Origin of the sequence: Corynebacterium meridianum (assembly GCF_016342265.1) — a bacterium.
Taxonomy (GTDB): Bacteria; Actinomycetota; Actinomycetes; order Mycobacteriales; family Mycobacteriaceae; genus Corynebacterium; species Corynebacterium meridianum.
Genome location: NZ_JAEIOS010000015.1, coordinates 72,398 through 96,718 on the forward strand (window position 1 = coordinate 72,398; position 24,321 = coordinate 96,718).

Genomic DNA, 24,321 nt, shown 5'->3' on the forward strand with positions numbered 1-24,321 from the left:
ATGTCAATCGCCTCCCGCCTGCACAGCGCAGGGAAGAAGGTCACATCCGTGGTGGCCGCCACCGCAGTGACAGCCACCCTCATGGTCGTCGGCGCGGGAACCGCCGAAGCCGCCAACCGCGACTGGCTCCGGCCGGACGCCACCGGCACCTGCGAGTGGGACGCCTCCGGCCACGGGGTCCAGCGCTGTGACGTCTGGTCGCCCGCGATGAACCGGACCATCCCTGTGCTGGTGCAGCCCTCCCAGCGCGGCGGCGACGCCGGCTTCTATCTCCTCGACGGCATGCGTGCGGATCCGCACCAGACCGGCTGGACGATGTACTCCGATGCGCCGGCCACGTACGAGGACAGCAACATCAACCTCATCATGCCGATCGGTGGCGCGGGCACTTTCTACAGCGACTGGATCGCCCCCGGCAACCTCTCGTCCTCCGACCCGCAGGTGATCAAGTGGGAGACGTTCCTCACCGCTGAGCTGCCCGGCTACCTGCAGCAGCACTTCGGCGTCAACCCGCACCGCAACTCCATCGCGGGTCTCTCCATGGGCGGCACCGCAGCGCTGAACATCGCCGCGCGACACCCCGAGATGTATCAGCAGGCCATGAGCTTCTCCGGGTACCTCACCACGACGGCGCCCGGTATGCAGACCATGATGCGCATCGCGCTCCTGGAGACCGGCAGCCTGAACCTCAACTCCATGTACGGCGCGCTGATCAGCCCCCGCCGCTTCGAGAACGACCCCTACTGGAACATGGAGGGTCTGCGCGGCAAGGACATCTACATCTCCGCGGCGACCGGCATGTGGTCCGGCGGCGACTGGAACATCCCCCTCTGGGACCGGATCGTCGGCTGGGGTCTCGAGTGGGTCGCCCGGAACACCACCGTCGCCTGGGAGCTCAAGGCCCGCGCGATCGGCCTGAACCCGGCCGTCGACTACCCGCCGACGGGTGTCCACAACTGGGGTATCTGGAACGATCAGATGCACAAGACCAAGGGGCGTGTCCTCGACGTCATGAACGCCTGGTAGCGCTCCGCACCGCGCATGCGCATGATCCCCATCGGGGGCGGGAGACCGTCCGGGGTGGGGATTTTCCGTTGTCCGGGGTGGAGGGCGGTGCGCCCGCTCCGCCCGTTCCGGCAGGCGGGCCGCCGGTTCCGTCGGGCGCGGGGTGCGACGTGTGCCGGGGTGGCGGGTGGGGTAACGTCGGCGTGTCGTGGCGTCAATGTCGACGAACAACGTGGCGCTGCTTAAACTTAAAGTCGATCTTTAGGGTTTGGGTCGGTCGCTGGTACAGCGGATAGTAACGATCCGGCCCCTGAGCGACGACATATCCACAGAACGAACCGGTGGCGGTGTCACCGTTCGTTCCGGGGGAGGGGAACTCCCGGAGCGCGACGGGGCACCGGTCAACACCACCGGTGGCACCGGTCGGCCGTTTTCCGGCGACCATTGATCTCAAGAACCGATACAAAGGACACCTTCATGCGCGACACCGCATCCAACAGCAGCCGGCGCTTTCACCGGATCGCCCTCGCTGCAGTCCCCACCGCCATCGCCCTGGGCGTCGGCCTCCTCTCCCCGGTCGCCTCGGCCGAGCAGTCGACGATCCTGGCGCAGAGTTCCGGTCTCAACGGCCTGTCCAGTGCATTCGGCTCCTCCGGCGGCATCTCCGACTACCTGAAGGAGGACAACGTTCCGGAGCGCACCCCGGTCAAGACGGAGTACCCCGACATCAAGGGTCTCCCGGAGGGGGTCGACGTCGTACGCCAGGAATGGCTGGGTACGCACCGTATCGCCCTGTTCATCAAGTCCGCCGCGATGCCGGAGCAGCTGATGCAGGTCCAGATCCTGCTCGCCCGCGACTGGTACTCGCAGCCGAACGCTGAGTTCCCGAGCGTGTGGCTGCTCGACGGCCTGCGTGCCGTTGACGAGGAGTCCGGCTGGACGCTGAACACCAACGCCGAGCAGTTCTTCGCCGACAAGAACGTCAACGTCATCATGCCCATCGGCGGCGAGGCGTCCTTCTACACCGACTGGAACCGCCCCGACAACGGCAAGAACTACCAGTGGGAGAGCTTCCTCACGAAGGAGCTCCCGGCCGTTCTGCACCAGGGCTACCGGGCCAACGGGGAGCGCGCACTCATCGGACTGTCGATGGGCGGCACCGCCGCCGTCAACATCGCGGAGCACCGCCCCGACCTGTTCAAGTTCGTCGGCTCGTTCTCCGGCTACCTGGACACCACCTCCACCGGCATGCCGGCGATGATCTCCGGCGCGCTGCAGGAGGGCGGCGGCTACAGCGCCGACGCCATGTGGGGCCCCGCCGGCTCCCAGCGCTGGATCGACAACGACCCGAAGCTGGGTATCGAGGCGCTCAAGGGCAAGACCGTCTACGTCTCCGCGGGCTCCGGCCGCGACGACTTCGGTGAGCCCGGATCCGTCGCCACCGGCCCCTCCAACGAGGCGGGCAAGGGGCTCGAGGTCATCGCCCGCATGACCTCGCAGACCTTCGTCGAGGCAGCCAAGGACGCCGGCGTCCCCGTCATCGCCATGTTCCGCCCCTCCGGCGTGCACAACTGGCCGTACTGGCAGTTCGAGCTGACCCAGGCGTGGCCGTACATCGCCGACACCCTCGCCCTGAAGGACGAGGACCGGGGCGCGGACTGCGTCACCATCGGCGCGATCGCGGATGCCACCGCCTCCGGCGCGTGGGGCAACTGCGTGAACAACGAGTACGACGTCGTCGCCGGCGACGGTGACGTCGGTAAGGCGCAGGACTTCCGCGGTGGCCAGGCGTACTGGTCCGCGGACACCGGGGCACACGTGATCATCGGCCGCATCGCCGCCCGCTACGCGGAGCTCGGCGGGCCCGGATCCTTCCTCGGGTTCCCGAAGACCAACGAACTGACCCCGCCGGACGGCAAGGGCCGGTACGTCCACTTCGAGAACGGTTCCATCTACTGGACCCCCGAGACCGGTGCCTGGGAAATCCCCGCCGACATGTTCGAGTCCTGGGGCGGCCAGGGCTGGGAGACCGGCGTGCTGGGTTACCCGGTCGCCGAGGCCAAGGAGCTCGAGGGTAGCTGGATCCAGCAGTTCCAGGGCGGCTACGTCATCCGCACCCCGAAGAACGAGACCTACTGGTCCCGCGGACTCATCGCCCGCAAGTACGGCGAGATGAAGGCGACCGCCTCGAAGCTGGGTGCACCGACCTCCAACGAGTTCCTGATCGCCGGTGGTGCGCTGCAGAACTTCGAGAACGGCACCATCTACTGGTCCCCTGCCACCGGCGCACACGTCGTCTACAACGGCGACATCCGCGACCACTGGGGCACGACCGGGTGGGAGAACGGTAAGTTCGGGTGGCCGACCGGTGATCTCGAGGAAATCCCCGCAGGCGGCCTGAGGCAGTCCTTCCAGCACGGAACGATCAAGCAGGTCAACGGCAAAATCGTCGAGGAAATGAACTGATGCGCAGGTACACCCTTCCGCTGCTGGCTGTCGCGGCGCTCACGCTCGCGGGATGTGGCGGAGCCACGTCCGAGAGCGACGACACCGCCGACGCCGGCACCACGGCGTCCGCCTCCACGCTGCCCAGGGCGGACTCCCCGACCGCCGGGCGCGAGGAATCGGACGAGGAGAAGGCCGCCCGGGAATCCCGGGAAGCGTCGCTCTCCTCCGCCAGCCCGGAACGCCGGGAGGTCGCTCCCGCACCCGTCGCACCGGCGGTGCCTGAACCCCGGGACGGCGCGGCGAAGGAGATCGATGAGATCCCCAGCCTCGCGCAGGACCGGAGCCCCGCCGATCTGGACTACCTGAAGGCCCTCAAGGACGGCGGAATCTCCGTCGACGGTGTCGAGGACCAGATGATCGGGGCCGCCGCCGAGGTGTGCCGCTCCGCCGCGAGCGGCGTGGAGAACTACACCCTGGAGGCCGTCGCGGGTCAGCTCGTCGAACAGGAACGGGCCTCCGCGCCGGTCCCGGAGATCGCTGATCGGATTGCCTCCGCCGCGAAGTCGGCGTACTGCTAGACGGTATGAAAAAGACGCTGACAGTCCTGGCCGTCATCATCGTCGTCGGCCTGATAGCCGTCGGAACGTGGCGGTGGGTCAACGATGAGGGGGTCATCCCGGGCCAGGAACCGGGGGAGCCCGGCGGGCCCGCGGCCACTGGACCGGTGCAACCGGACTGGTGTCCCGACGTCGAGGTCATCGCCGCACCGGGTACGTGGGAGTCGTCGCCCACGGACGATCCGGCGAACCCGTCGTTCAACCCCAACTCGTTCCTGCTGACGGTCACCCGTCCGCTGCAGGACAGGTATCCGGCGGACCGGGTGAAGGTGTGGACGCTGCCGTACACCGCGCAGTTCCGCAACATCAACGCCGACCACGAGATGACGTACGACGAGTCCCGGAACGAGGGCACGTCGACGCTGGAGAACGAACTCCGGATCACCCACGGAGACTGCCCGCTCACCGACTTCATCATGACCGGGTTCTCCCAGGGCGCGGTCATCGTCGGCGACGTCGCCAGCGAGATCGGCCAGGGCTACGGAGCCGTGCCCGCCGAGCGGGTCAGGGGTGTCGCCCTGATCGCGGACGGTCGGCGTGAACCCGGTGTCGGGCAGGCCGCCGGTAACCCGGTCTCCGGTGTCGGCGCCGAGATCTCCCTGGAACTGCTCAACCCGGCCGTGCAGCTGGTCACCCCGGGCGCCACGATGCGTGGACCCCGGGACGGCGGCTTCGGTGTCCTCGACGACCGGACCTTCCAGGTCTGTGCCCCGAACGACCACATCTGCGATGCCCCGCTGGGCGTCGGCAACGCGGTGGAGCGCGCCCAGGGGCTGATCGAGAACAACGGGGTGCACGCCCAATACGCGACGAATCCGAACGTGTTCCCGGGATCAACCACCACGCAGTGGCTGATCGGCTGGATCTCCGGGCTCGTCGACCGTGCCCCGGCTCCCGTTCAGGCACCCGAGTCCGGTGTGGTCGACTCGGTGCCTCCGGTGCCCTGATACCGCGCGTCGACGGGGGTTTCGCCGGCAAAGTAATACACTGGACCAAACTTACGATGCAGATTACGGTGCCGGACAGTGCGCACCTCACCGACGAACGAGGAGAACAATGGATCTCAAGGCGGCCATCGGCCAGTTCTTTGATGACAAGGGCCAGATCAACCTTCCCGAGCAGCTGACGCTCGCCGGACTGTGCGAGACGCTCTACATGGTGGAGGCCGCCTCCGGCGGTGCGGACCGTGACTGCCTCCGGTTCTGGGACTACTCGTCCAACCGTGAGGGTGACTACACCGACTACTCGCGGAAGCAGATCAACACCCGCATCAAGGCCGTCGCCGCCCGGCTCCAGCAGATCGGGACCCTCGGGGACCGGGTCGCGATCCTCGCCGGGAACAGCCCCGAGTACATGTTCGGCTTCCTCGGTGCGATGTACGCGGGCATGGCCCCGATCCCGCTCTACGATCCGACGGAACCCGGCCACGGTGACCACCTGACCGCGGTCCTCGCCGACTGCGAACCCAAGTTCATCCTGACGAACTCCGCCTCCGCGGCGGCCGTCCGCAAGCTGTTCGCCTCTCGCCCCGCCGCCGAACGGCCCCGCATCCTCACGATCGACGCGCTCCCGGACTCCCTCGCCGAGAGCTTCGTCAACCCCATGGAGACCGAGGCGGGCAAGCAGCTCGCCGCGTCCTCCACCTCCTCTCCGCTGGATCTCGTGGCCTTCCTGCAGTACACCTCCGGGTCGACGCGCACGCCCGCCGGCGTGGTGCTCACCAACCGCAACATCATGACCAACGTGCTGCAGATCTTCGCCGCCGCGGACCTGAAACTGCCGCTGCGCGTCGTCTCCTGGCTGCCGTTGCACCACGACATGGGCATCATTCTCGCCGCGTTCTGCGTGATCCTCGGCCTGAAGATCGAGATGATGAACCCCCGTGACTTCATCCAGCAGCCCAGCCGCTGGCTGGAGCAGATCTCCGCTGGCGAGGAGGGCGAACACACCTACACCATCGTCCCGAACTTCGCCCTCGAGCTCGCGGTGCGTTACGGACGCCCCGCAGAGGGCCAGACCCTGGATCTCAGCCGTGTCGACGGCCTGATCGTCGGCTCCGAGCCGGTCACCCCGAAGGCCATCAACCAGTTCATCGAGACCTTCGGTGGATACGGTCTGGACACCAACGCCATCCGCCCCTCCTACGGCCTGGCCGAGGCGTCGCTCATCGTCTCCACCCCGCAGACCGACACCCGCCCGCTGATCACCTGGGTCGACCGCGAGCGCCTCAACGAGGGCACCGTGGAACTCGTCGACGGCCCCGCCGACAACGCCGCGGCCCTCGTGTCCAACGGCCAGGTCGCCCGCCCCCAGCACCTCGTCATCGTCGATCCCGAGACCCGCTGCGAGGTGCCCGACGGCACCGTCGGCGAGATGTGGACCCACGGCGACAACACCGCCGCCGGCTACCTCGACCGCCCCGCCGACACCGCCGAGACCTTCCGCAACACCCTCGCCGGCCGCCTGCCGGAGAACTCCCGCGCCGAGGGCGCCCCGGACGACGACCGCTGGATGGCGACCGGCGACCTCGGCGTCATCGTGGACAACGAGCTCTACATCACCGGCCGCCGCAAGGACCTCATCATCATCGCGGGCCGGAACCACTACCCGCAGGACATCGAGTACACCGTCGACCACGCCTCGGACCACATCCGCCCGGCCGCCATCGCGGCGTTCGCCGTCCCCGGCGACGAGGTGGAGAAGCTCGTCATCATCGCGGAACGCGATCTCGGCCGGGATTCCGACGGTGACGCCGCGGCGATCGACGCGATCCGCACCGCCGTGTCCACCTCGCACGGCGTGGTCCCCGCGGACATCGTGATCGTCGGACCCGACGAGATCAAGCGCAGTTCCAGCGGTAAGATTGCGCGGAGGGTCTGTCGCCGCGACTATCTCGCATAGGGATCATCAGCCATACCGTCAGGGACCCTCCGTGGAATCCGCCCCGTCGCACCGACGGAGAGGAAACCACGGGGGGTCCGTCCGCTGTCGGAGGTGAAACATTCATAACGGCGGCGGAGATAGTTCATGAAGACCGAAATCACCACACGAAAAGAGTGAAGCCACCGCATGGATCACAGTCAGCAGTCCTCGTCGATGACCACCGCAGAACTACGTACGTGGCTGCGCGACTGGGTCGTCAGGACAACGGGCCTGCCCGAGGGGGAGATCACCGACGACAAGCCGATGGAGACCTTCGGGCTGTCCTCGCGTGACGTCGTGGTCCTCTCCGGTGAACTGGAGAACCTCGTCGGGACCCAGCTCGACGCGACGGTGGCCTACGAGTTCCCGACCATCGCGGCGCTCGCCCGCCGTGTGATCGAGGGGCCCGTCGCGGTACAGCGCAGCCCCCGCGCCCAGGCCGGGGTACGCGCCACGTCGACGAGCGGGACACCCGGCAGTCACGACATCGCGATCATCGGCATGTCCGCCCGCTACCCGGGCGCGGGAAACCTCGAGGAGATGTGGGACCTGCTGGTCAGCGGCCGTGACGGGGTGGGCGACCTGCCCATCGGCCGCTGGTCCGAGTACTCCGGCGACGACGTCATGGCGCGGAAACTCGCCGAGGTCAACACCACCGGCGGTTACCTCGAGGACATCGCGACATTCGACGCCGAGTTCTTCGGGTTCTCGCCGGTCGAGGCCGCCAACATGGACCCCCAGCAGCGCATCGTCCTGGAACTCGCCTGGGAGGCCCTCGAGCACGCGCACATCCCCGTGTCCTCGCTGCGTGGTGAACCCGTGGGTGTCTACATCGGCTCGACGAACAACGACTACGGCATGCTGATCTCCGCCGACCCGGCGGAGGCGCACCCCTACGCGCTCACGGGAACGGCGAGCTCCATCATCCCGAACCGCGTCTCCTACGCCTTCGACTTCCGCGGGCCCTCGGTGTCCATCGACACCGCCTGCTCATCCTCCCTCGTCGCGGTGCACCACGCCGTCCGCGCCCTGCGTGACGGCGACGCCACCGTGGCCCTCGCCGGCGGCGTGAACATCCTCTCCTCACCGTTCATCTCCACGGCCTTCGGGGAGCTCGGGGTGATCAGCCCCACGGGCAAGATCCACGCCTTCTCCGAGGACGCCGACGGGTTCATCCGGTCCGACGGCGCCGGTCTCGTCGTGCTCAAGCGGGTCGACGACGCCATCGCCGACGGCGACGAGATCCTCGCCGTGATCAAGGGCACCGCCGTCAACTCCGACGGCCGTTCCAACGGGCTGACCGCCCCGAACCCCGAAGCCCAGATCGACGTCCTCGAGCGCGCCTACGCCGATGCCGGCATCGACCCGGCGCTCGTCGACTACGTCGAGGCCCACGGCACCGGCACGATCCTCGGCGACCCGATCGAGGCCACCGCGCTGGGTGCGGTGCTCGGCGCGGACCGCGACGCCGCTGACCCGACCCTCCTCGGCAGCGCGAAGACGAACTTCGGGCACTCCGAGTCCGCGGCGGGTGCCGCGGGCCTGATCAAGGTGGTCCTCGGCATGCGCAACGGCGTGATCCCGCCGTCGCTGAACTACAGCGGACCGAACCCCTACATCGACTTCGACGCCGAGCACCTCGAGGTCGTCGAGGACCCACGCGAATGGCCGTGCTACTCCGGCCGCCCCACCGCGGGTGTGTCCGGCTTCGGCTTCGGCGGCACCAACGCCCACGCCGTGGTGCAGACCTTCGACCCGATGGACTACGACATCGACCGCCCCGCGGTCGAGGCCCAGCTCGACGACGGCGAGGCCGTGCTCCTGCCGGTCTCCGGTCTGCTGCCCTCCCGTCGCGCGCGTGCCGCCGGTGTGCTCGCCGAGTTCCTCGAGGGCCGCCCGGACTCCGATCTGCCGAAGATCGCCCGTTCCCTGGCCCGGCAGAACCACGGCCGCTCCGCGGCCGTGGTCACCGCGTCGACCGTCGCCGAGGCCGTCAAGCGCCTGGGCATCGTCGCCGAGCGTAAGAAGGGCGCCGGGATCGCCGTCGCCGATTCCCCGGCCCAGCCCGGCCCCGTGTTCGTCTACTCGGGCTTCGGGTCGCAGCACCGCAAGATGGCCAAGGACCTCTACGAACTCTCACCGTTGTTCCGCGGGAGGCTCGATGAACTCAACGAGATCATCGGCTTCGAGTCCGGCTGGTCGCTGACCGACATCATCACCGACGACGAGCAGACCTACGACACCGAGACCGCACAGGTCGCCATCACCGCGATCCAGATCGCGCTCACCGATCTCCTCGCGCACCTCGGGGCGACGCCCGCCGCCGTCGCGGGCATGTCCATGGGCGAGATCGGCGCGGCCTATGCCGCCGGTGGTCTCACCGCCGAGGACGCCATGCGGGTGGCCTGCCACCGTTCGCGCCTGATGGGGGAGGGCGAGAAGTCCCTGCCCGAGGACCAGCTCGGTGCGATGGCCGTCGTCGAGTTCTCCGTCGACGAGCTGGACACCTTCATCGCCGGGAACCCCGACTTCGCGGGCATCGAGCCCGCCGTCTACGCCGGCCCCGGCATGACCACCGTCGGCGGCCCCCGCGACGCCGTCGTGCGCTTCGTCGAACTGCTGGAGAAGCAGGAGAAGTTCGCCCGGCTGCTCAACGTCCGCGGCGCCGGCCACACCAGCGCCGTCGAACCGCTCCTCGGTGAGCTCGCCGCGGAGACCTCCGACATCGAGCCGCGTCCGCTGAAGATCCCGCTCTACAGCTCCGTCGACCGCGGCGTCATCTACCCGGCGGGGTCCGTCGTCCACGACACCGACTACTGGGTGCGCTGCACCCGTGGTCGGGTGTGGTTCCTGGACGCGATCTCCCGGGTGTTCGCCGACGGTCACGACATCCTCGTCGAGGTCTGCCCCAACCCCGTCGCCCTGATGGGCATGATGAACACCGCATTCTCGGTGGGTAAACCCGACGCACAGCTGCTGCACACCCTCAAGCGCAAGGTGCCCCCGGCCGAGACCCTGCGGGACGTGCTGTCCCGGCTCTACGTCGCTGGCCAGCCGATCGACCTCGGCCTGCTCGTCGGCGACGGCGAGCGCATCGACGCCCCCGGCGTGCGCTGGAAGCACCAGCGCTACTGGACCGCCGCGCGCCCGTCCTCGACCTCCGTGTCCGGGATCCCGGGCAACCGGGTGGCCCTGCCGGACGGCTCCGTGGCGTTCTCCATCCTCGCGGAGACCGTGCCCTCGACCCTCGCGCTCGTCGAGGCCGCCGCCGAATCACTGAACCCCGAGACGACGGTCGTCGCCTTCGAGGAGCGCGGTACCCTGCCGCCCTCGGGCGAGATCACGACGGTCGCCCGCCGTCACCTCGGCGGCGTCGACGTCACGGTCCACCGCATGCTCGGCGACACCGCGACCCTCCTCGCGGAGGGCTTCGCCGCCGCGCACACAGGTGACGGCACCGGCCCGGTGCCCGGTGGCGCGGGAGTCGGCAGCTACGACTCCGACTCCGAGGCCGCCGACCCCTCCGAGACCGGCCTGCCCGAGATCATCGTCGACGCGGTGCGCTGGGCTCCGGAGAGTGGCGAGAGCGTCGAGGAACGGCTGCGGACCATCGTCAGCGAGTCCATGGGCTACGACGTCGACGATCTGCCGGGCGAGCTCCCGCTGATCGACCTCGGCCTCGACTCCCTGATGGGCATGCGCATCAAGAACCGCATCGAGAACGACTTCCAGATTCCGCCGCTCCAGGTTCAGGCACTGCGCGACGCGTCCGTCGCGGACGTCGTGGTCCTCGTGGAGCAGCTCGTGGCCGATCGGCAGACCACAACCACCGGAACGGAACCGGACCCCGCCCCGGCGGCGCCGGCCGCGCAGTCCGGGGCCACGGCGGACACCCAGCGCCAGGGCGTCGGTGTCGCCCCCCGCGACGCCTCCGAGCGCCTCGTGTTCGCCACCTGGGCGACGTTGACCGGCACCGCCGCGGCCGGGGTGACCAGCGAGTTGCCCGAGATCGACGAGGACACCGCCACCGCCATCGCGGAGCGCCTCACCGAGCGCTCGGGTACGGAGATCACCGCCGCGCAGGTCCGTGGGGCACAGACCCTCGAACCGCTGGCCGATGCCGTGCGCGAGGGCCTCGAGACCGAGGTCGAGGGCAACATCCGTGTCCTGCGGCCCCGCGTGGAGGGCTCCGAGAAGCCCGCCGTGTTCATGTTCCACCCGGCCGGCGGTTCGTCGGTGGTGTACCAGCCGCTGATGCGTCGCCTGCCGGAGGATGTTCCCGTCTACGGCGTCGAGCGCCGCGAGGGCTCACTCGAGGAACGGGCCGCCGCGTACATCGACGAGATCCGCAGCTACTCCGACGGCCGGCCCGTGATCCTCGGAGGCTGGAGTTTCGGCGGCGCTCTGGCCTACGAGGTGGCGCACCAGCTCGTCGGCTCCGACATCGAGGTCGAGCAGATCGTGCTCCTCGACACCGTGCAGCCCTCCGAACCGGTGCCGGACACGATGGAGGAGACCAAGGCCCGGTGGAAGCGCTACCAGGCGTTCGCCAAGAAGACCTACGGTCTCGACTTCCCGGTCCCCTTCGATCTCCTCGAGAGCGCAGGGGAGGAAGCCCTGCTGGCGATGATGGGAGAGTTCCTCGCCAACACCGACGCCACCGAGCACGGACTGTCCGCCGGTGTCCTCGAGCACCAGCGCGCCAGCTTCGTCGACAACCGCATCCTGGACAAGGTCGATCTGGGGCGCTGGGCCGACGTTCAGGTGCCGGTGCTGCTGTTCCGCGCGGAGCGCATGCACGACGGTGCGATCGAGCTCGAGCCGCGCCTCGCGCGGATTGACCCCGACGGCGGATGGTCCGCTATCGTTAATGAGTTGGAGATCGTTCAATTGAGCGGCGACCATCTCGCCATCGTGGACGAGCCGGTCATCGGGACCGTCGGCGCGCACCTCACCCGGCGCATCGAAGAGCTCGCCCGCGACGACAACTAGGACAGAAGAGAAAAAGGGGCGACGTGACCGGCCACACTACCGCTGAAAAGCTCGCGGATCTGCACGCCAAACTCGCGCGGGCACAGGATCCGGGCAGTGAGAAAGCCCGTGCCAAGCGTGACGCCGAAGGTCTGACGACGCCCCGCCACCGCATCTCCCGGCTTCTCGACGAGGGGTCCTTCGTCGAGATCGGGGCGCTCGGGCGAACCCCCGACACCCCGGACGCCCCGTACGGCGACGGTGTTGTCGCCGGCTACGGCCGTATCGGGGGCCGACCGGTCGCGGTCTACGCCCACGACAAGACCGTGTTCGGCGGTTCGGTGGGCGTGACCTTCGGCAAGAAGGTCTGCGAGGTGATGGACATGGCCATCAAGATCGGCTGCCCCGTCATCGGGATCAACGATTCCGGTGGTGCCCGCATCCAGGACGCCGTCACCTCCCTGGCGATGTACTCCGAGATCGCCCGCCGCCAGCTGCCTCTCTCGGGACGCAGCCCGCAGATCTCGATCATGCTGGGCAAGTGCGCCGGTGGTGCGGTGTACGCCCCCGTGACCACTGACTTCGTCGTCGCCGTGGCGGACCGCGCCGAGATGTACGTCACCGGTCCCGAGATCATCAAGAGCGTCACCGGCGAGGTTATCTCATCGGCCGAACTCGGTGGCGCCTACGAGCAGATGCTCAACGGCAACGTCTCCTACGTCGCCACCGACGAGGAGGACGCCTACGATTACGTCCACGAGCTCCTCGACCACCTGCCGAGTTCCTGCTTCGAACCGGCGCCCGTGTACGCCGCCGAGGACGACACACCCACCGAACGGGACATGGCGCTCGACTCGTTCATGCCGGACGACACCAACGCCGGCTACGACATGCACGATCTCCTCGACCGGGTCTTCGATGACGAGGGCCTGCTGGAGATTCAGGCCGACTACGCGCCGAACATGATCACCGGTTTCGCCCGGATCGACGGCCGGAGTGTCGGTGTCGTCGCGAACCAGCCCATGTTCTACGCCGGCTGCATCGACGCCGACGCCGCCGACAAGTCCTCTCGCTTCATCCGGATCTGCGACGCCTACAACATCCCGCTGGTGTTCGTCGTCGACACCCCCGGCTACCTGCCTGGCGTCGAGCAGGAGAAGCTCGGCCTGATCCACCGTGGTGCGAAGCTCGGGTTCTCTGTCGTGGAGGCCACGGTGCCGAAGATCTCCCTCATCGTCCGCAAGGCATACGGCGGCGCCTACGCCGTGATGGGCTCGAAGTCCCTCTCCGGTGACATCAACCTCGCGTGGCCCACCGCCCAGGTCGCCGTCATGGGGGCCGCCGCAGCCGTCGTGATGATCCAGGGCAGGCAGATCGCCGCCGCCCCGCCGGAGCAGCGCGAGTACATGAAGAAACTGTTCATGGACTTCTACGACGAGAACATGACCAGCCCCTACGTCGCGGCTGAACGCGGCTACATCGACGCCATGATCGAACCCAACCAGACCCGTGTTGCGCTCCGGCAGGCCCTGCGGCAGCTGTCCACCAAGCGGGTTCCCGTGGAGCAGAAGAAACACACGATCATGCCGATGTGACAGCGCTCCGGGAGGGGGCAGGCACCATGCCTGTGACCAGCGGGAACCGCCACTTCACAGTCTGTGGGCAGCCTGTTCCGGGCCCCGTTGCCCGCATTCATCCCGCAGCGGGCGGTCCCTCAGTCGCGGTGGTGCGTGAGCGGAACGATGACCCTGCGTACGAGTAGCCACACGGCGGGGCCGATCACCGGGGTGAGTAGGCACAGAACCGCGCACAGCAGAGCCGTCGTTGGCGTGGACCCCGCCCGTTCCACGGAATAGACGGCGGTCGCCGTGAGAACCACGAGTACCAGAGCACTGAGCCAGACCGTCGGGCTGTCCATCGCCGCACCGTACCCCGACAGGGACAGTGGGTCGTGGGCGGTACTCGGGGTGGTGGCGGTGGGCACGGGGTTCCTTCCCGATGGCGGTGACTGTGGACGACCGGGGCCGGTGGATCGGATGCGGTGGACTGTGTTTCAGAGCGCGAACTGCATGGTACATCCAGGCGTCGCGCAGCCCGTCGGCCAGATATGCCCCGGCCGCTATTCGCCCCGGGCAGTTCTCGGTCGGCCCGACCAGTCGACTCCGGTGGGCAACCCGACGGGTGCCGCTGACCGGCATCGTGACGGAAGGGGGCTTTCTCGGCCGGCTGTCCGGTCCGCGCAGGATGCGTACTTCCACTTCCCCGGCGCCGCTCATTCGGCGGCGTCCCGGTCGCGCGCACCACCCGGTGCACCATGTGTGAGCCTACGCATCGTTCGCCGGGTGGGGTTGGCTGCACGAATACTGTCACATTCAGGATGGCTGGCGGGGAGGCCGGTCGGCTTCCGGCCGGGACGGAGCTTCGGCACGCGGTTCCAGCCGTACACAGCGGTGCTTTCTCGGGGGTGATCTTCGACCCGATGGTGGGGCACCGAGCTCGTCCGGGCGGCGCGGCGCCCCGGTGACTGTCAAAGACCCTTGACCACGACGGTAGTCTGGCCTAGTCTCGGTGATGTCAAGGAAACTTAACTCCGAGGAGTGGAAAACCATGAACGGGACCCGCACCCGATTCGGCCGCGCGAAGTTCGGCGGAACCCCGAAAACCCTGATCGCGCTCTCCCTGGTGAGCGGCATCATCGTCGCGGTCGGCTTCGGGAGCGTTGTGGCGCTGACGCGATTCACCGGCAACCCTCTGCTCGCAGTCACCGTGTCCAGCGTGTGCATCGCCCCGGTGTCCACCGCCGGAGCATGGGCGCTGATGGTTGACCGCGGGTCCATCGCGGGTGCCGTGGAGCGGCCCGGGGAATCGATCGAGAACCACTGGTACGCGCAAGCCGCACAGGACACCTTTCATACGGCGCTGATCTCGGTTGGAGTGCTCGGTGTCGCATCGGTGTTCTGGGACTTCTCTGTGTCCGGATCCCTGATGGCGATATACGTCGGTTCTTTCCTGATGGGGGTCTTCGCCGTCGCCTTCGGTCTCCGCAAGCTGCGGGAAAGCTAGATCGTGGACAACAGGCTCAGGCAGCTACGTGAACAGCACGGGCTGTCGCAACAGAAGTTGGCTGACGCCCTGGGGGTGTCACGGCAGACCGTCATCAGCATTGAGAAGGGCCGCTACCACCCTTCCCTGCCCCTGGCGTTCCAGCTGGCCGAACGCTTCTCCTGCCGCATCGAGGACATATTCATCCCACATCCCGGCAGGGGGGCGGACCGGGGGGCCGTCCAGGTGTGAACTCTCTCATGGACGGATCAGTCGGTTATGACCAGTCCCCGCCCAACGGGGGGGACGTCGGCTCGGGCTGGGGAAAACTCGCCCGTCGGTGTCGCAGTGCCCTTGGGTGCGAGCCGCCTCGCCCGGTACCGTGGTGATCCCGGCTCGGTACGGGCGGTCAGGATCTTCGCGGAACTGCCGGCGCCCGAGGACATGAACCCGGCGGGAGGGGACCTCTTTCGTGGTGGTTTCGCCGAACCGGTTCCGGTGGGCAGGGGATCTGTCGGTCGTACCCCTTTGAAACCGACACCCTGCATCCACGGTGAAGTCGGGTTCGGAGATGAGCGTCCCGGGCCGGGCCACCTTTCGACGAAAACTCCCCGGGCAACTGGGCCCGGTTATCCGGCACATGTGTGAAGTGAACACGCCCGCGACGAATCAGCGCCGCGCCAGGATTGATTCGCGGGGCGTCCCGGCGGACACGACCGCTCTCGGCCCGCGTCCCCGCTCGAATGGAGACCACGGGTGCGGACACCGCGTTGTAGTGTGGATGGGCACCAGCCCCGCCGGAGACCGCCCTCTCCGGTCGCCCGATCACCCCGGAGGAGAACACCCTTGTCCAGCGCCCTGTCCACCGCCGTCGATCTCCTGACCGATATTCCGGGGATTCTCGCCTTCGCGTACCGCGCGTACGTCGAGCCACTTCTGCGGCGCTAGGGACACCGCACGGGGCTGGGATGTTACCTCAACTGGCGTTTCTCGTTCCGGACGCGGCGCCTGCGCAGCTGGCGGTCAGCGGCGCGGAAGCGGTTTCCCACCCGAACCCACCCCATGCGACGAGCCAGGATCCGCCAGCCCAGGAGAAGCAGGGCCGACATCACGCCCGCGACGATCATGAAGGACCAGTGGGGGATCGCCGTGTGGGACACCCCCCAGATGGCGAGCCCGGTCACGAGGGTCACCAGCCACACGGTTATCCCCCCCGGATTGATCGGCAGGGGCTCCCGGTGCTTCACCGAGAGAATGCCGTAGGCCAGCAGGACGCCGACGAGGAACGGCGACGCCGTGGCGAGCCAACCCCCGATCGAGAATTCGAGGCCGTCACCCCGGTGCGCCAGGCGGGCCAGGAGGGCGAACAGGAGGATCGCGGTCAGATCGGCGCTCAGTGCACGCCGACGGCCGGTGATGAAGGCGACGGGGGAGTTCAGGGGTCTGGTCACTGCGATGCTCCTCACTGCGGGCCTCTCGGCGGAAGGTCCCGGCGCCGGTGTCCGACGCCGGGCATCTCACCCCTGACTCTACCCTCCGGATCAGGCCGGTTCGACGGCTTCACCGTCGGCCCAGATGCGGGTCGGGAGCAGGCTCTCCGGGTCGAGGATGAGGACGTCTCCCGGGTAGCCCTTCGCGATGCGGCCGTAGCGGTCGTTCATTCCGATGCAGCGTGCCGCGTGTCCGGTTGCCGCGGCGACGGCGACATCGAGGGGGACGCCGACCTCATGTACGGCGTTGGCTACCGCGCGGTCCATGGTCAGGGTCGACCCGGCGAGGGAGTCACCCTCGGCGAGGCGGGCGACACCGTCACGGACGTTCACCTTGAGCTGGCCGAGCATGTAGTCGCCGTCCGGGTTGCAGGTGGCGGACATCGCGTCGGTGACGAGTACGACGCGCTCGGGGGCCTCCAGGAACAGGGACCGGACCACCTGCGGGTGCACGTGGATGCCGTCGTTGATGACCTCGACCCACACGCGCTCGTCGCGGAGTGCGGCGATGACCGGGCCGGGGGCGCGGTGGTGGATGCCGTTCATTCCGTTGAACGCGTGGGTGAGCTGCGTGGCACCGTTGTTGAAGGCCTCGCGGGAGGTCTCGTAGCTGGCATCGGTGTGGCCGACGGCCGCGACGACGCCGTTCTCGACGAGCAGTTTGACCGCTTCGGTGCCGTTGGTGCGCTCCGGGGCGATGGTCATCTGGACGATGGTGCCCTCACCGGCGTCGAGGATCCGCCTGACATTCTCGTCGGTGGGGTCCTTCAGTTCGTGCACGGGGTGTGCTCCCTTGTGTCCCGGATCGAGGAAGGGGCCTTCGGGGTGCAGACCGATGACCCGCGGGTTGGTGCGGACGATCTCCGCGCCCTCGCGGATGCGCTTCTCCATCAGATCCAGGGAGTCGGTGACGTAGGAGAGCACCGCGCGGGTGGTGCCGTGGGCCGCGTGCTTCGCCAGGGCTGTGGCGGTGGCCTCGGGGCCATCGTCGTAGGCGACCCCGCCGCCGCCGTGGTGGTGGACGTCAACGTAGCCGGGGACGACGGGTGCGCCCTGGGCGTCGACGATCTCGGCGCCGTCTGCGGGCCAGTCCCGGGAATCGGCGGTGGTTCCGACGTGGGTGATGACGCCGTCCTCGATACGTATGGCTCCGTCGGGGGCGGTTCCTCCGATGGTGCCGTCATAGAGGGCGGCCGAGTGAATGATCAGGGTGGACATGATTCTTAACGGTCCTTTTCGGGTTTTTGCGCTAGGTGAGCCGGGAAGATGGTCCGGCCGGGAGCTGAACTGGGGCGGAAACGGATCTCGATGGGCATCACCGACCTGTCAGATCGCGGAACGCTGTGCGGAGGGCGCGCCGGCGTCCTGGTGGGCGATGATCACGCTGTAGCCGAGCTGCGTCAGCCGCCGAGTCCACGCCGGATCCACATCGGAGTCTGTGACGATGGTGCTCACGGTGTCTATTCCACCCAGCGAGGAGAACGAACGACGTCCGAACTTCGCGTGGTCGGCGACGACCACCGGGGTTATCGCCCGGGTGGCCATCATCCGGTTCGTCTGTGCCTCGAACTCGTCGACGGTGCCGGGTCCGTTCTCGTCGATGCCGTTGGCACCGATGAAGGCGACGTCCATGCTCAGCTGGCCCAGCACGGTTGCGCCGAGGGGCCCGGTCAACTCGTAGGAGTTGCCGTTGAGGACCCCGCCGATGAGCACGATCTTCATGTTCGTGCTGCCCGCCAGCAGATAGGCGATGTCGATGGCGTTGGTGACGACGGTGACGACCGGGTAGTTCGTGGGAAGGTCGCTGGGGGACTGCTCCGCCGCCCACTCGACGAGCTGCTGGGCGATGGTTCCCACCGTGGAGCCGCCCGACATGCCGACGACGCAACCGGGTTCGAGATAGTTGAGGCAGTACCGGGCGATGGTGGTCTTCTCCGTCAACTGCTGCATCCGTTTCTGTCGGACGGGCGTGTCGAAGGCGACGATGTTGCTCCGTGCGCCACCACGGGTCCGGCGCAGGAGGCCACGCTCCGCGAGTGCATCGAGGTCACGGCGGGCGGTGGCCGGGGAGATGTCGAGATCATCGACGAGCTGCTCGACGGTGACCGTGCCCGTGTCGGCGATGGTGTCGAGAATCGTGGTGAGTCGCTCGCTGCGGATCATCGCGGTTCCTCCTGCACTGAAGTGCGTGAATCCTGCGCAACCAGGGTGCGCATCGCAGGGACAGGGAAAAGTGGGGGCGTCCGGTCGCCGCTCCTGTCCCGTGAGCGGCGGCCGGACGACTGGCCGTGTAGCTGATTCTATACTTCGGTGAAGACGCCGATGAGTCGCTCGGCTTCGGCGCTCAGTGCCTCACGTCCCGCCTTGATGTACTTGCGGGAATCCGTGACCGACGGGTTGTCGTCCAGGAATGCACGCACGGCGCGGGTGAAGTGGCCGTTGAGGTGCGTCGACACGTTGATCTTCGTCATGCCGGCACGGATGCCGCGCTGGATCTCCTCGTCCGGGACACCGGAGGAACCGTGGAGCACCAGCGGGACGCCGGCGGCGTCCTTGAGCTCACCGATCAGGTCGATGTCCAGGGACGCGGTACGTTCCTGCATGGCGTGCTCGGAGCCGACGGCGACGGCCAGGCCGTCGACACCGGTGTCGGCGACGAACTGCTTCGCCTCGTCCGGGCTCGTGCGCACACCCGGGGTGTGGGCGGTCTTGCCGCCGATCTCACCGAGCTCCGCCTCTACCGTCGCGCCACGCTCATGGGCGTAGCGGACGACCTCCGCGGTGTTCGCGATGTTCTCGTCGACGCTGAGGGTCGAGCCGTCGTACATGACGGAATCGAAGCCCAGATCGATGGCCTGCTTGGCAAGCTCGACGGACTCGCAGTGGTCCAGGTGGACGGCGATCGGCGCGGAGGAGGCCTCGGCCAACGCGATCATGGCGCGGCCGATGGGCTCCAGGTTGTCGCCGTGGTAGCGGACGCAGTTGTGGCTCATCTGCAGGATGACCGGCTTGCCGGCCCGCTCCGCGGCGGAGACCAAGGCTTCGGCGGTCTCGAGGTGGATGACGTTGAAGGCCGGGGCGCCGATCTTCTTCCCGGCTGCGTCCTTGACGATGTCGAAGGTGTTGATTCTGGTCATGGTGTGGGGTTCCTTCGTGTGGGGTGTCAGTTGGTGCGTTCGTCGATGATCACGGTGTCCGCGAGCTCCCGCCACCGGTCACTGATGACGCCGGCCGTGTCCTCGAGGACGGCGGCCGCCGACCACGCGGTGGCTCGGCGGAGCAGGTCCGCCCGCCCGAGACCGTCGATGAGGCCGGTCGCCAGGGCGGAGACCAGGGCGTCACCGGCACCGGTGGGGTTGCCCGTCAGGGGTTCGGGGAGTCGCGCGCGGGTGCTTCCGTCGCGGTCGACGGCGAGCAGTCCCTCCTCACCCATCGAGACGATGACCAGCCCGACACCGAGGTCGAGGAGCTGCCGTGCGCCGGCTTCGGGATCATCTGTCCCGGTCGTCGCCGAGAGCTCGGCGGCGTTAGGCTTGACGACGTCCACCCCTGCGCTGCATGCGGCCTTCAGATGTGCGCCGGCGCAGTCGACGATGATCCGGGCGCCGGCCTTCCGTGTGCGGTCGATCATCGTCTCGAGGACGCTCTCGTCCGCGCCGGGTGGCCAGGAGCCGGACACCGTGACGGTGCTACCCGGGTGTGCCACGAGCGTGCTCTCGAGCTGATCCGCCAGCTGCGTCCAGATCTCCGCCGGGTGCCGTTCGCCCTTCTCGTTGATGATGCTGGTGGCACCATCGTCGGTGGTGTGGATGGCGAAGGTCTCCCGGAGTCGCACCGGCGTCGGGGTGAACGCCGCCTCCGGGGAGGCCTTTCCTTCGGCGGGGACATGTCCGGGGGCGTCATCGTTGACGGGGCCGAGCATGACCGCCGGGTAACCCTCCGCAGCGGCGACCGCCGCGACGTTGACCCCCTTGCCGCCGAGTTTGCGCTGTGCGGTGTCGATGCGGTGCGTTTTCTCGGGGACGAGGCGGTCCAGCGTGATCGTCACATCGAGGGCCGGATTCGGAGTGATGGCGACGACGGCGGCGGTGGCGCCGGTGTCTGCGGTGGGTCGTGTACTCACGTGCTGATCCTTCGTGTCGGGGCCAGTGTGGTTACTTCAGGATGACCGAGCGGGTCAGATTGCGCGGGTGATCCGCATCGAGGCCACGGGCGCGGGCGGTGGCCAGCGCGATGCGGTGGACGCGGACCAGGTCAGCCATGGGGTCGATGTCCTCGTCGATGAAGGTCGCACCGGTGTCGGCGACCTGGGCGGCCAGACCCTCGGGAGCGGGGCCGAAGTTCCAGGTGATGCGGCCCTCGGAGGCGATGGCGATCGGACCGTGGCGGTACTCCATGGAGCTGTAGGACTCGGTCCATGCCTGGCAGGACTCGCGCATCTTCAGGGCGGCCTCGGTGGCGAGGCCGAGACGCCAGTCGGTGCCGAGGAAGGAGTACTGCTCGGCGTTGACCAGCTTCTCGTCGAGATCGGCGGCGAGGACCTCGCGGGCCTGCGCGATCGAGCGCTCGATGACCGAGCGGTCGTCGATGGAGGCGCGCAGGAAGGTCAGCGCGGTGGTGGCGAAGCGGGTCTGGACGACGGACTGCTCGTCGGCGAACTCGAGGTTGATCACGTGATCGGCGAGTTCCGCGACGGGGGAGTTCTGGTCGCCGAGCACGGCGATGGTGCGCATGCGGTCGCCGACCTGCTTCAGCAGATCGATGATCTCGCTGGTGGTGCCGGAACGGGTGATCGCGATCAGGACGTCGTAGTCGCGGTCGAGGCGGGCCTCGGTGGCGGTGTAGGCGTCGGTGACGCCGTGTCCGGCGCTCTCCCGGAGAGCGGCGTAGGCCTGTGCCATGAACCAGGAGGTGCCGCAGCCGACGACGGCGACGCGCTCGCCGGACTTCGGGAGGACGGAGCGCTCCTGCTCCATGTCCAGTGCCTTCTGCCAGGTGTCCGGCTGGCTGGTGAGTTCCTGTTCCATGTGGGTGCCGAGTGCACTGCTCATGTTGTTCGTCTCCTAACGAAAAGACTTCGGGTGGCTGAATCGTTGCTCTGTGGCGGTAACGGCGATCCGCATCCTCTTCGTGGTGTGCGACGACTGACGGTGGGTCAGTCGGTCGGTGAGGGAAACTCAGCGGATTGTCACCCTTGATGATTGCAGATGATTGAAAACCTGTCCACCCAATCGTTAAACGATCAGAGATATTTCACACTCGGGGGTGGTGTTTTTGGCCCGTTTTCAGCCTCGTGGTGACGTTCGACGCTCGATACTGTCTCCTGTGATACAGGTTATAAAAATGTGATAAACGCTGGTATGGTGCCATAAATCAGGTGTTTTTGTGCCTGAGAGGGTGGGGGTGGAACCTGTCCAGAACGTCTCTGCGGTGGGGGGAGGGGGCTGAGACTGTTGATTGAAAATGGAGAATAAGGCTTGCGGCGAGCAAAATCGCTCAATACCATCAGTGTTGTGACAGGCACACAGTGCGTATTGAGAGGGCTGGCCCACAGTCGGCACTCTTGATTTTTGAAGATGGAATCCGCACGGCGGGTTCCGGAGACTGAAAACAATCACAGAAACATCACCGGAGGATGAGGACACAATGACCTTCAAACCCGATGCGGTCGCCGCAAAACAGACTGCCGCCGACTGGCGTGAGGCCATCCGCCTGGTCGGTGGACTCTACGAGCGCGAGGGAATCGCAACCAGCGAGTACGCCGAAGCGATGATCAACGGTGTCACCGAGTTCGGTCCCTACATGGTGCTCATGCCGGGGCTGGCCATGCCGCACGCGAAGTCCGCTGCGGGCGTCAAGCGCGCAGGCACCGCTGTCGTCACGCTGTCCACCCCGGTGGAGTTCGGCAGCCCCGCCAACGACCCCGTCGATGTGCTCGTCTCTTTCGCCGCCGGCGACAAGAAGGGGCACATGGAGATGATCAAGTCACTCGCCAACGTCCTCTCCGACGGTGACCTGATCGACCGTGTCCGCGCCGCGGAGACCGACGAGGAGCTCGCCGCCATCTTCACCGATCTCTCCGACGACTGACAGCTTCACCCGCTCCACACCAGACATCTCAAGACACTAACAGTAAGGACACCACAATGATCTCCATCGCAACCGTCTGCGGCATGGGCCTCGGAACCTCCATGATGCTCGCAAGCCAGATCCGTACCCTCCTCAAGGGCGAGAACATCGACGCCCAGGTTCAGGCCATCGACCTCGGCTCCTTCAAGTCCCAGCCCTCCGACATCGTCGTCACCACCAGCGGCATGGCGAGCAACGTCCAGGGAACGAAGTCCATCGTCGTGCTCATCGACAACCTCATCGACAAGAACGAGGTCCGCACCAAGGTGCTCGACGCCATCAACGAGTTCAACTCCAAGTAATCCCCCCGCCCATTCCACACAGATCGGTTCAGAATCATCATGAATCCCGTTCTAGATTTCATCGTTCAGCTGATCCAGATCCCCGCCGTCATCGTCGGCGCGATCGCGTTCATCGGACTGATGGTCCAGAAGAAGCCCACCGGCGACGTCATCACCGGAACGGTGAAGACGGCACTGTCACTGCTGATCATCGGTGGCGGCGCAGGCGTCCTGGTCAAGGGCCTCGCCCCCATCCAGAGCATGTTCGAGATGGCGTTCCCCACCTCGGGAATCACCACCTTCGTCACATTCGATGAGGCCGTCGTCTCCGCGGTCCAGACCTCCGGTGTCGGTACCATCGGTTCCGAAATCGGCCTGACCATGCTGTTCGGTTACATGTTCCACCTGTTCCTGGCACGTGTGACCCCCTGGCACTACGTCTACCTCACGGGCCACATGATCTGGGTCCACGCCGGTGCATTCACGATCCTGATGCACTCCCTCGGCTTCAACCCGTTCCTCACGGTCTTCACCGCGTCGCTCCTGGTCGGCTTCTACTACACGGTCGCCCCGGCGATCGCGCAGCCCTTCGTCCGCAGGATCACCGGCGGCGACGAGGTCGGTTTCGCACATGGCCAGACCCTGCTGAACGTCCTCTGCGGCTACCTCGGCATGGTCGTCGGCAACAAGGAGAAGTCCACCGAGGACACCCAGCTCCCCGAGAAGCTCTCCTTCTTCCGTGACGTCGCGGTGTCCACGACCATCGTCATGACGATCGTCTCACTGCTGTCCGCGACCGCAGCGGTCATCTCCGGTGGCACCGGCGCCTTCCAGGCCGCTGTCGACGACGGCGGTATCTCCGACGGCCAGAACTGGATCGTCTTCGCCCTGCTGATGGCTCTGCAGTTCACCGCCGGTATGCTCATCCTCCTTTACGGTGTCCGCATGCTGATCGGTGAGATCGTCCCCGCCTTCGAGGGCATCTCGCAGAAGGTCATCCCGAACGCCATCCCGGCCCTCGACGTCCCGGTCCTGTTCGCCTTCGCACCCAACGCCCTGCTCGTCGGTCTGATCTCCGGCCTCATCGGCCAGATCGCCGGTATGGCGCTGTGTGTCGCGCTCGGTTGGCCGGTCCCGATCCCGTCGATGATCGTCGCCTTCTTCGCCTCCGGTACCGCCGCGATCTTCGCGAACTCCACCGGTGGCCGCACCGCCGCCTGGCTCGGTGGTTTCCTCTGGGGCTTCATCGGCTGGATCCTCATCTCCTACGCCTTCAACATGCAGGTCTTCGGTGACCTCACCGAGTTCGGCGCGGAAGGCCTCGGCTTCACCGTCCCGGACGCCATCGTTCCCGGCATCGTCGTGGACGGAATCGGAAAGCTCTTCGGAGTCTGATAACCCCCTCCGGTGCCCGGG

Annotated in this window: 19 protein-coding genes; 12 read left to right on the plus strand and 7 right to left on the minus strand. The window is 67.3% G+C overall.

Going from position 1 to position 24,321, the window contains the following annotated elements; translation table 11 throughout:
- The 7 genes from JDV75_RS10415 to JDV75_RS10445 all read left to right on the plus strand — a co-directional run bounded on the left by JDV75_RS10415 (position 1) and on the right by JDV75_RS10445 (position 13,558).
- On the plus strand, positions 1-1,026 hold the full coding sequence (locus JDV75_RS10415; RefSeq protein WP_198739184.1) for an alpha/beta hydrolase: 1,026 nt from the start codon (positions 1-3) through the stop codon (positions 1,024-1,026).
- A 456-nt stretch (positions 1,027-1,482) separates the two neighbouring features.
- Positions 1,483-3,471: an alpha/beta hydrolase-fold protein gene (locus JDV75_RS10420; RefSeq protein ID WP_198739185.1), complete on the plus strand. Its 1,989-nt coding sequence runs from the start codon at positions 1,483-1,485 to the stop codon at positions 3,469-3,471.
- Positions 3,471-4,031: a DUF732 domain-containing protein gene (locus tag JDV75_RS10425; RefSeq protein WP_198739186.1), complete on the plus strand. Its 561-nt coding sequence runs from the start codon at positions 3,471-3,473 to the stop codon at positions 4,029-4,031. Before JDV75_RS10420 ends, JDV75_RS10425 begins: the two co-directional genes overlap by 1 nt.
- Before the next feature lie 5 nt (positions 4,032-4,036).
- On the plus strand, positions 4,037-5,017 hold the full coding sequence (locus JDV75_RS10430) for a cutinase family protein (protein WP_198739187.1): 981 nt from the start codon (positions 4,037-4,039) through the stop codon (positions 5,015-5,017).
- A gap of 109 nt (positions 5,018-5,126) precedes the next feature.
- Positions 5,127-6,971: a FadD32-like long-chain-fatty-acid--AMP ligase gene (locus tag JDV75_RS10435; protein WP_198739188.1), complete on the plus strand. Its 1,845-nt coding sequence runs from the start codon at positions 5,127-5,129 to the stop codon at positions 6,969-6,971.
- 168 nt (positions 6,972-7,139) lie between these two features.
- On the plus strand, positions 7,140-11,984 hold the full coding sequence (gene pks13 / locus JDV75_RS10440) for a polyketide synthase Pks13 (protein ID WP_232958461.1): 4,845 nt from the start codon (positions 7,140-7,142) through the stop codon (positions 11,982-11,984).
- A 23-nt stretch (positions 11,985-12,007) separates the two neighbouring features.
- Positions 12,008-13,558: a carboxyl transferase domain-containing protein gene (locus JDV75_RS10445; RefSeq protein WP_198739189.1), complete on the plus strand. Its 1,551-nt coding sequence runs from the start codon at positions 12,008-12,010 to the stop codon at positions 13,556-13,558.
- 119 nt (positions 13,559-13,677) lie between these two features.
- Here the strand turns inward: JDV75_RS10445 and JDV75_RS10450 are convergent, their stop codons facing one another.
- Positions 13,678-13,947, minus strand: coding sequence for a hypothetical protein (locus tag JDV75_RS10450; RefSeq protein WP_198739190.1), 270 nt, complete (start codon positions 13,945-13,947; stop codon positions 13,678-13,680).
- 623 nt (positions 13,948-14,570) lie between these two features.
- On the opposite strand from JDV75_RS10450, the gene JDV75_RS10455 reads away from it, so the two are divergent.
- Both JDV75_RS10455 and JDV75_RS10460 read left to right on the plus strand, forming a co-directional pair.
- Positions 14,571-15,026 carry a hypothetical protein gene (locus tag JDV75_RS10455; protein WP_198739191.1) on the plus strand — a complete coding sequence of 152 codons (456 nt, stop codon included), beginning with the start codon at positions 14,571-14,573 and terminating at the stop codon, positions 15,024-15,026.
- A 3-nt stretch (positions 15,027-15,029) separates the two neighbouring features.
- On the plus strand, positions 15,030-15,257 hold the full coding sequence (locus JDV75_RS10460) for a helix-turn-helix transcriptional regulator (RefSeq protein ID WP_336244332.1): 228 nt from the start codon (positions 15,030-15,032) through the stop codon (positions 15,255-15,257).
- A gap of 719 nt (positions 15,258-15,976) precedes the next feature.
- Here the strand turns inward: JDV75_RS10460 and JDV75_RS10465 are convergent.
- The 6 genes from JDV75_RS10465 to JDV75_RS10490 form a co-directional block, all read right to left on the minus strand.
- A complete protein-coding gene (locus JDV75_RS10465; RefSeq protein WP_248097275.1) occupies positions 15,977-16,456 on the minus strand; it encodes a DUF3054 domain-containing protein in 480 nt (159 codons plus the stop codon).
- 90 nt (positions 16,457-16,546) lie between these two features.
- The gene (nagA, locus tag JDV75_RS10470) at positions 16,547-17,713 is read right to left on the minus strand and encodes an N-acetylglucosamine-6-phosphate deacetylase (protein WP_198739192.1); all 1,167 of its coding nucleotides are present in this window, start codon (positions 17,711-17,713) and stop codon (positions 16,547-16,549) included.
- Positions 17,714-17,821: 108 nt separating this feature from the next.
- Positions 17,822-18,658 carry a DeoR/GlpR family DNA-binding transcription regulator gene (locus JDV75_RS10475; RefSeq protein ID WP_198739193.1) on the minus strand — a complete coding sequence of 279 codons (837 nt, stop codon included), beginning with the start codon at positions 18,656-18,658 and terminating at the stop codon, positions 17,822-17,824.
- A gap of 137 nt (positions 18,659-18,795) precedes the next feature.
- Positions 18,796-19,632 (minus strand): class II fructose-bisphosphate aldolase, encoded by an 837-nt coding sequence (locus tag JDV75_RS10480; RefSeq protein ID WP_198739194.1) that lies wholly within the window; start codon positions 19,630-19,632, stop codon positions 18,796-18,798.
- Positions 19,633-19,658: 26 nt separating this feature from the next.
- Positions 19,659-20,618 (minus strand): PfkB family carbohydrate kinase, encoded by a 960-nt coding sequence (locus tag JDV75_RS10485; RefSeq protein ID WP_198739195.1) that lies wholly within the window; start codon positions 20,616-20,618, stop codon positions 19,659-19,661.
- 31 nt (positions 20,619-20,649) lie between these two features.
- Positions 20,650-21,546, minus strand: a complete 897-nt coding sequence (locus JDV75_RS10490) for an SIS domain-containing protein (RefSeq protein ID WP_198739196.1) — start codon at positions 21,544-21,546, stop codon at positions 20,650-20,652.
- Positions 21,547-22,141: 595 nt separating this feature from the next.
- Here JDV75_RS10490 and JDV75_RS10495 point away from each other — a divergent pair.
- The 3 genes from JDV75_RS10495 to JDV75_RS10505 are packed head-to-tail and all read left to right on the plus strand — an operon-like array spanning position 22,142 to position 24,300.
- A complete protein-coding gene (locus JDV75_RS10495; protein WP_198739197.1) occupies positions 22,142-22,585 on the plus strand; it encodes a PTS sugar transporter subunit IIA in 444 nt (147 codons plus the stop codon).
- A 56-nt stretch (positions 22,586-22,641) separates the two neighbouring features.
- Positions 22,642-22,926, plus strand: coding sequence for a PTS sugar transporter subunit IIB (locus JDV75_RS10500; RefSeq protein WP_198739198.1), 285 nt, complete (start codon positions 22,642-22,644; stop codon positions 22,924-22,926).
- A gap of 39 nt (positions 22,927-22,965) precedes the next feature.
- The gene (locus JDV75_RS10505; RefSeq protein ID WP_198739199.1) at positions 22,966-24,300 is read left to right on the plus strand and encodes a PTS ascorbate transporter subunit IIC; all 1,335 of its coding nucleotides are present in this window, start codon (positions 22,966-22,968) and stop codon (positions 24,298-24,300) included.
- The last annotated feature ends 21 nt before the right edge of the window (positions 24,301-24,321 follow it).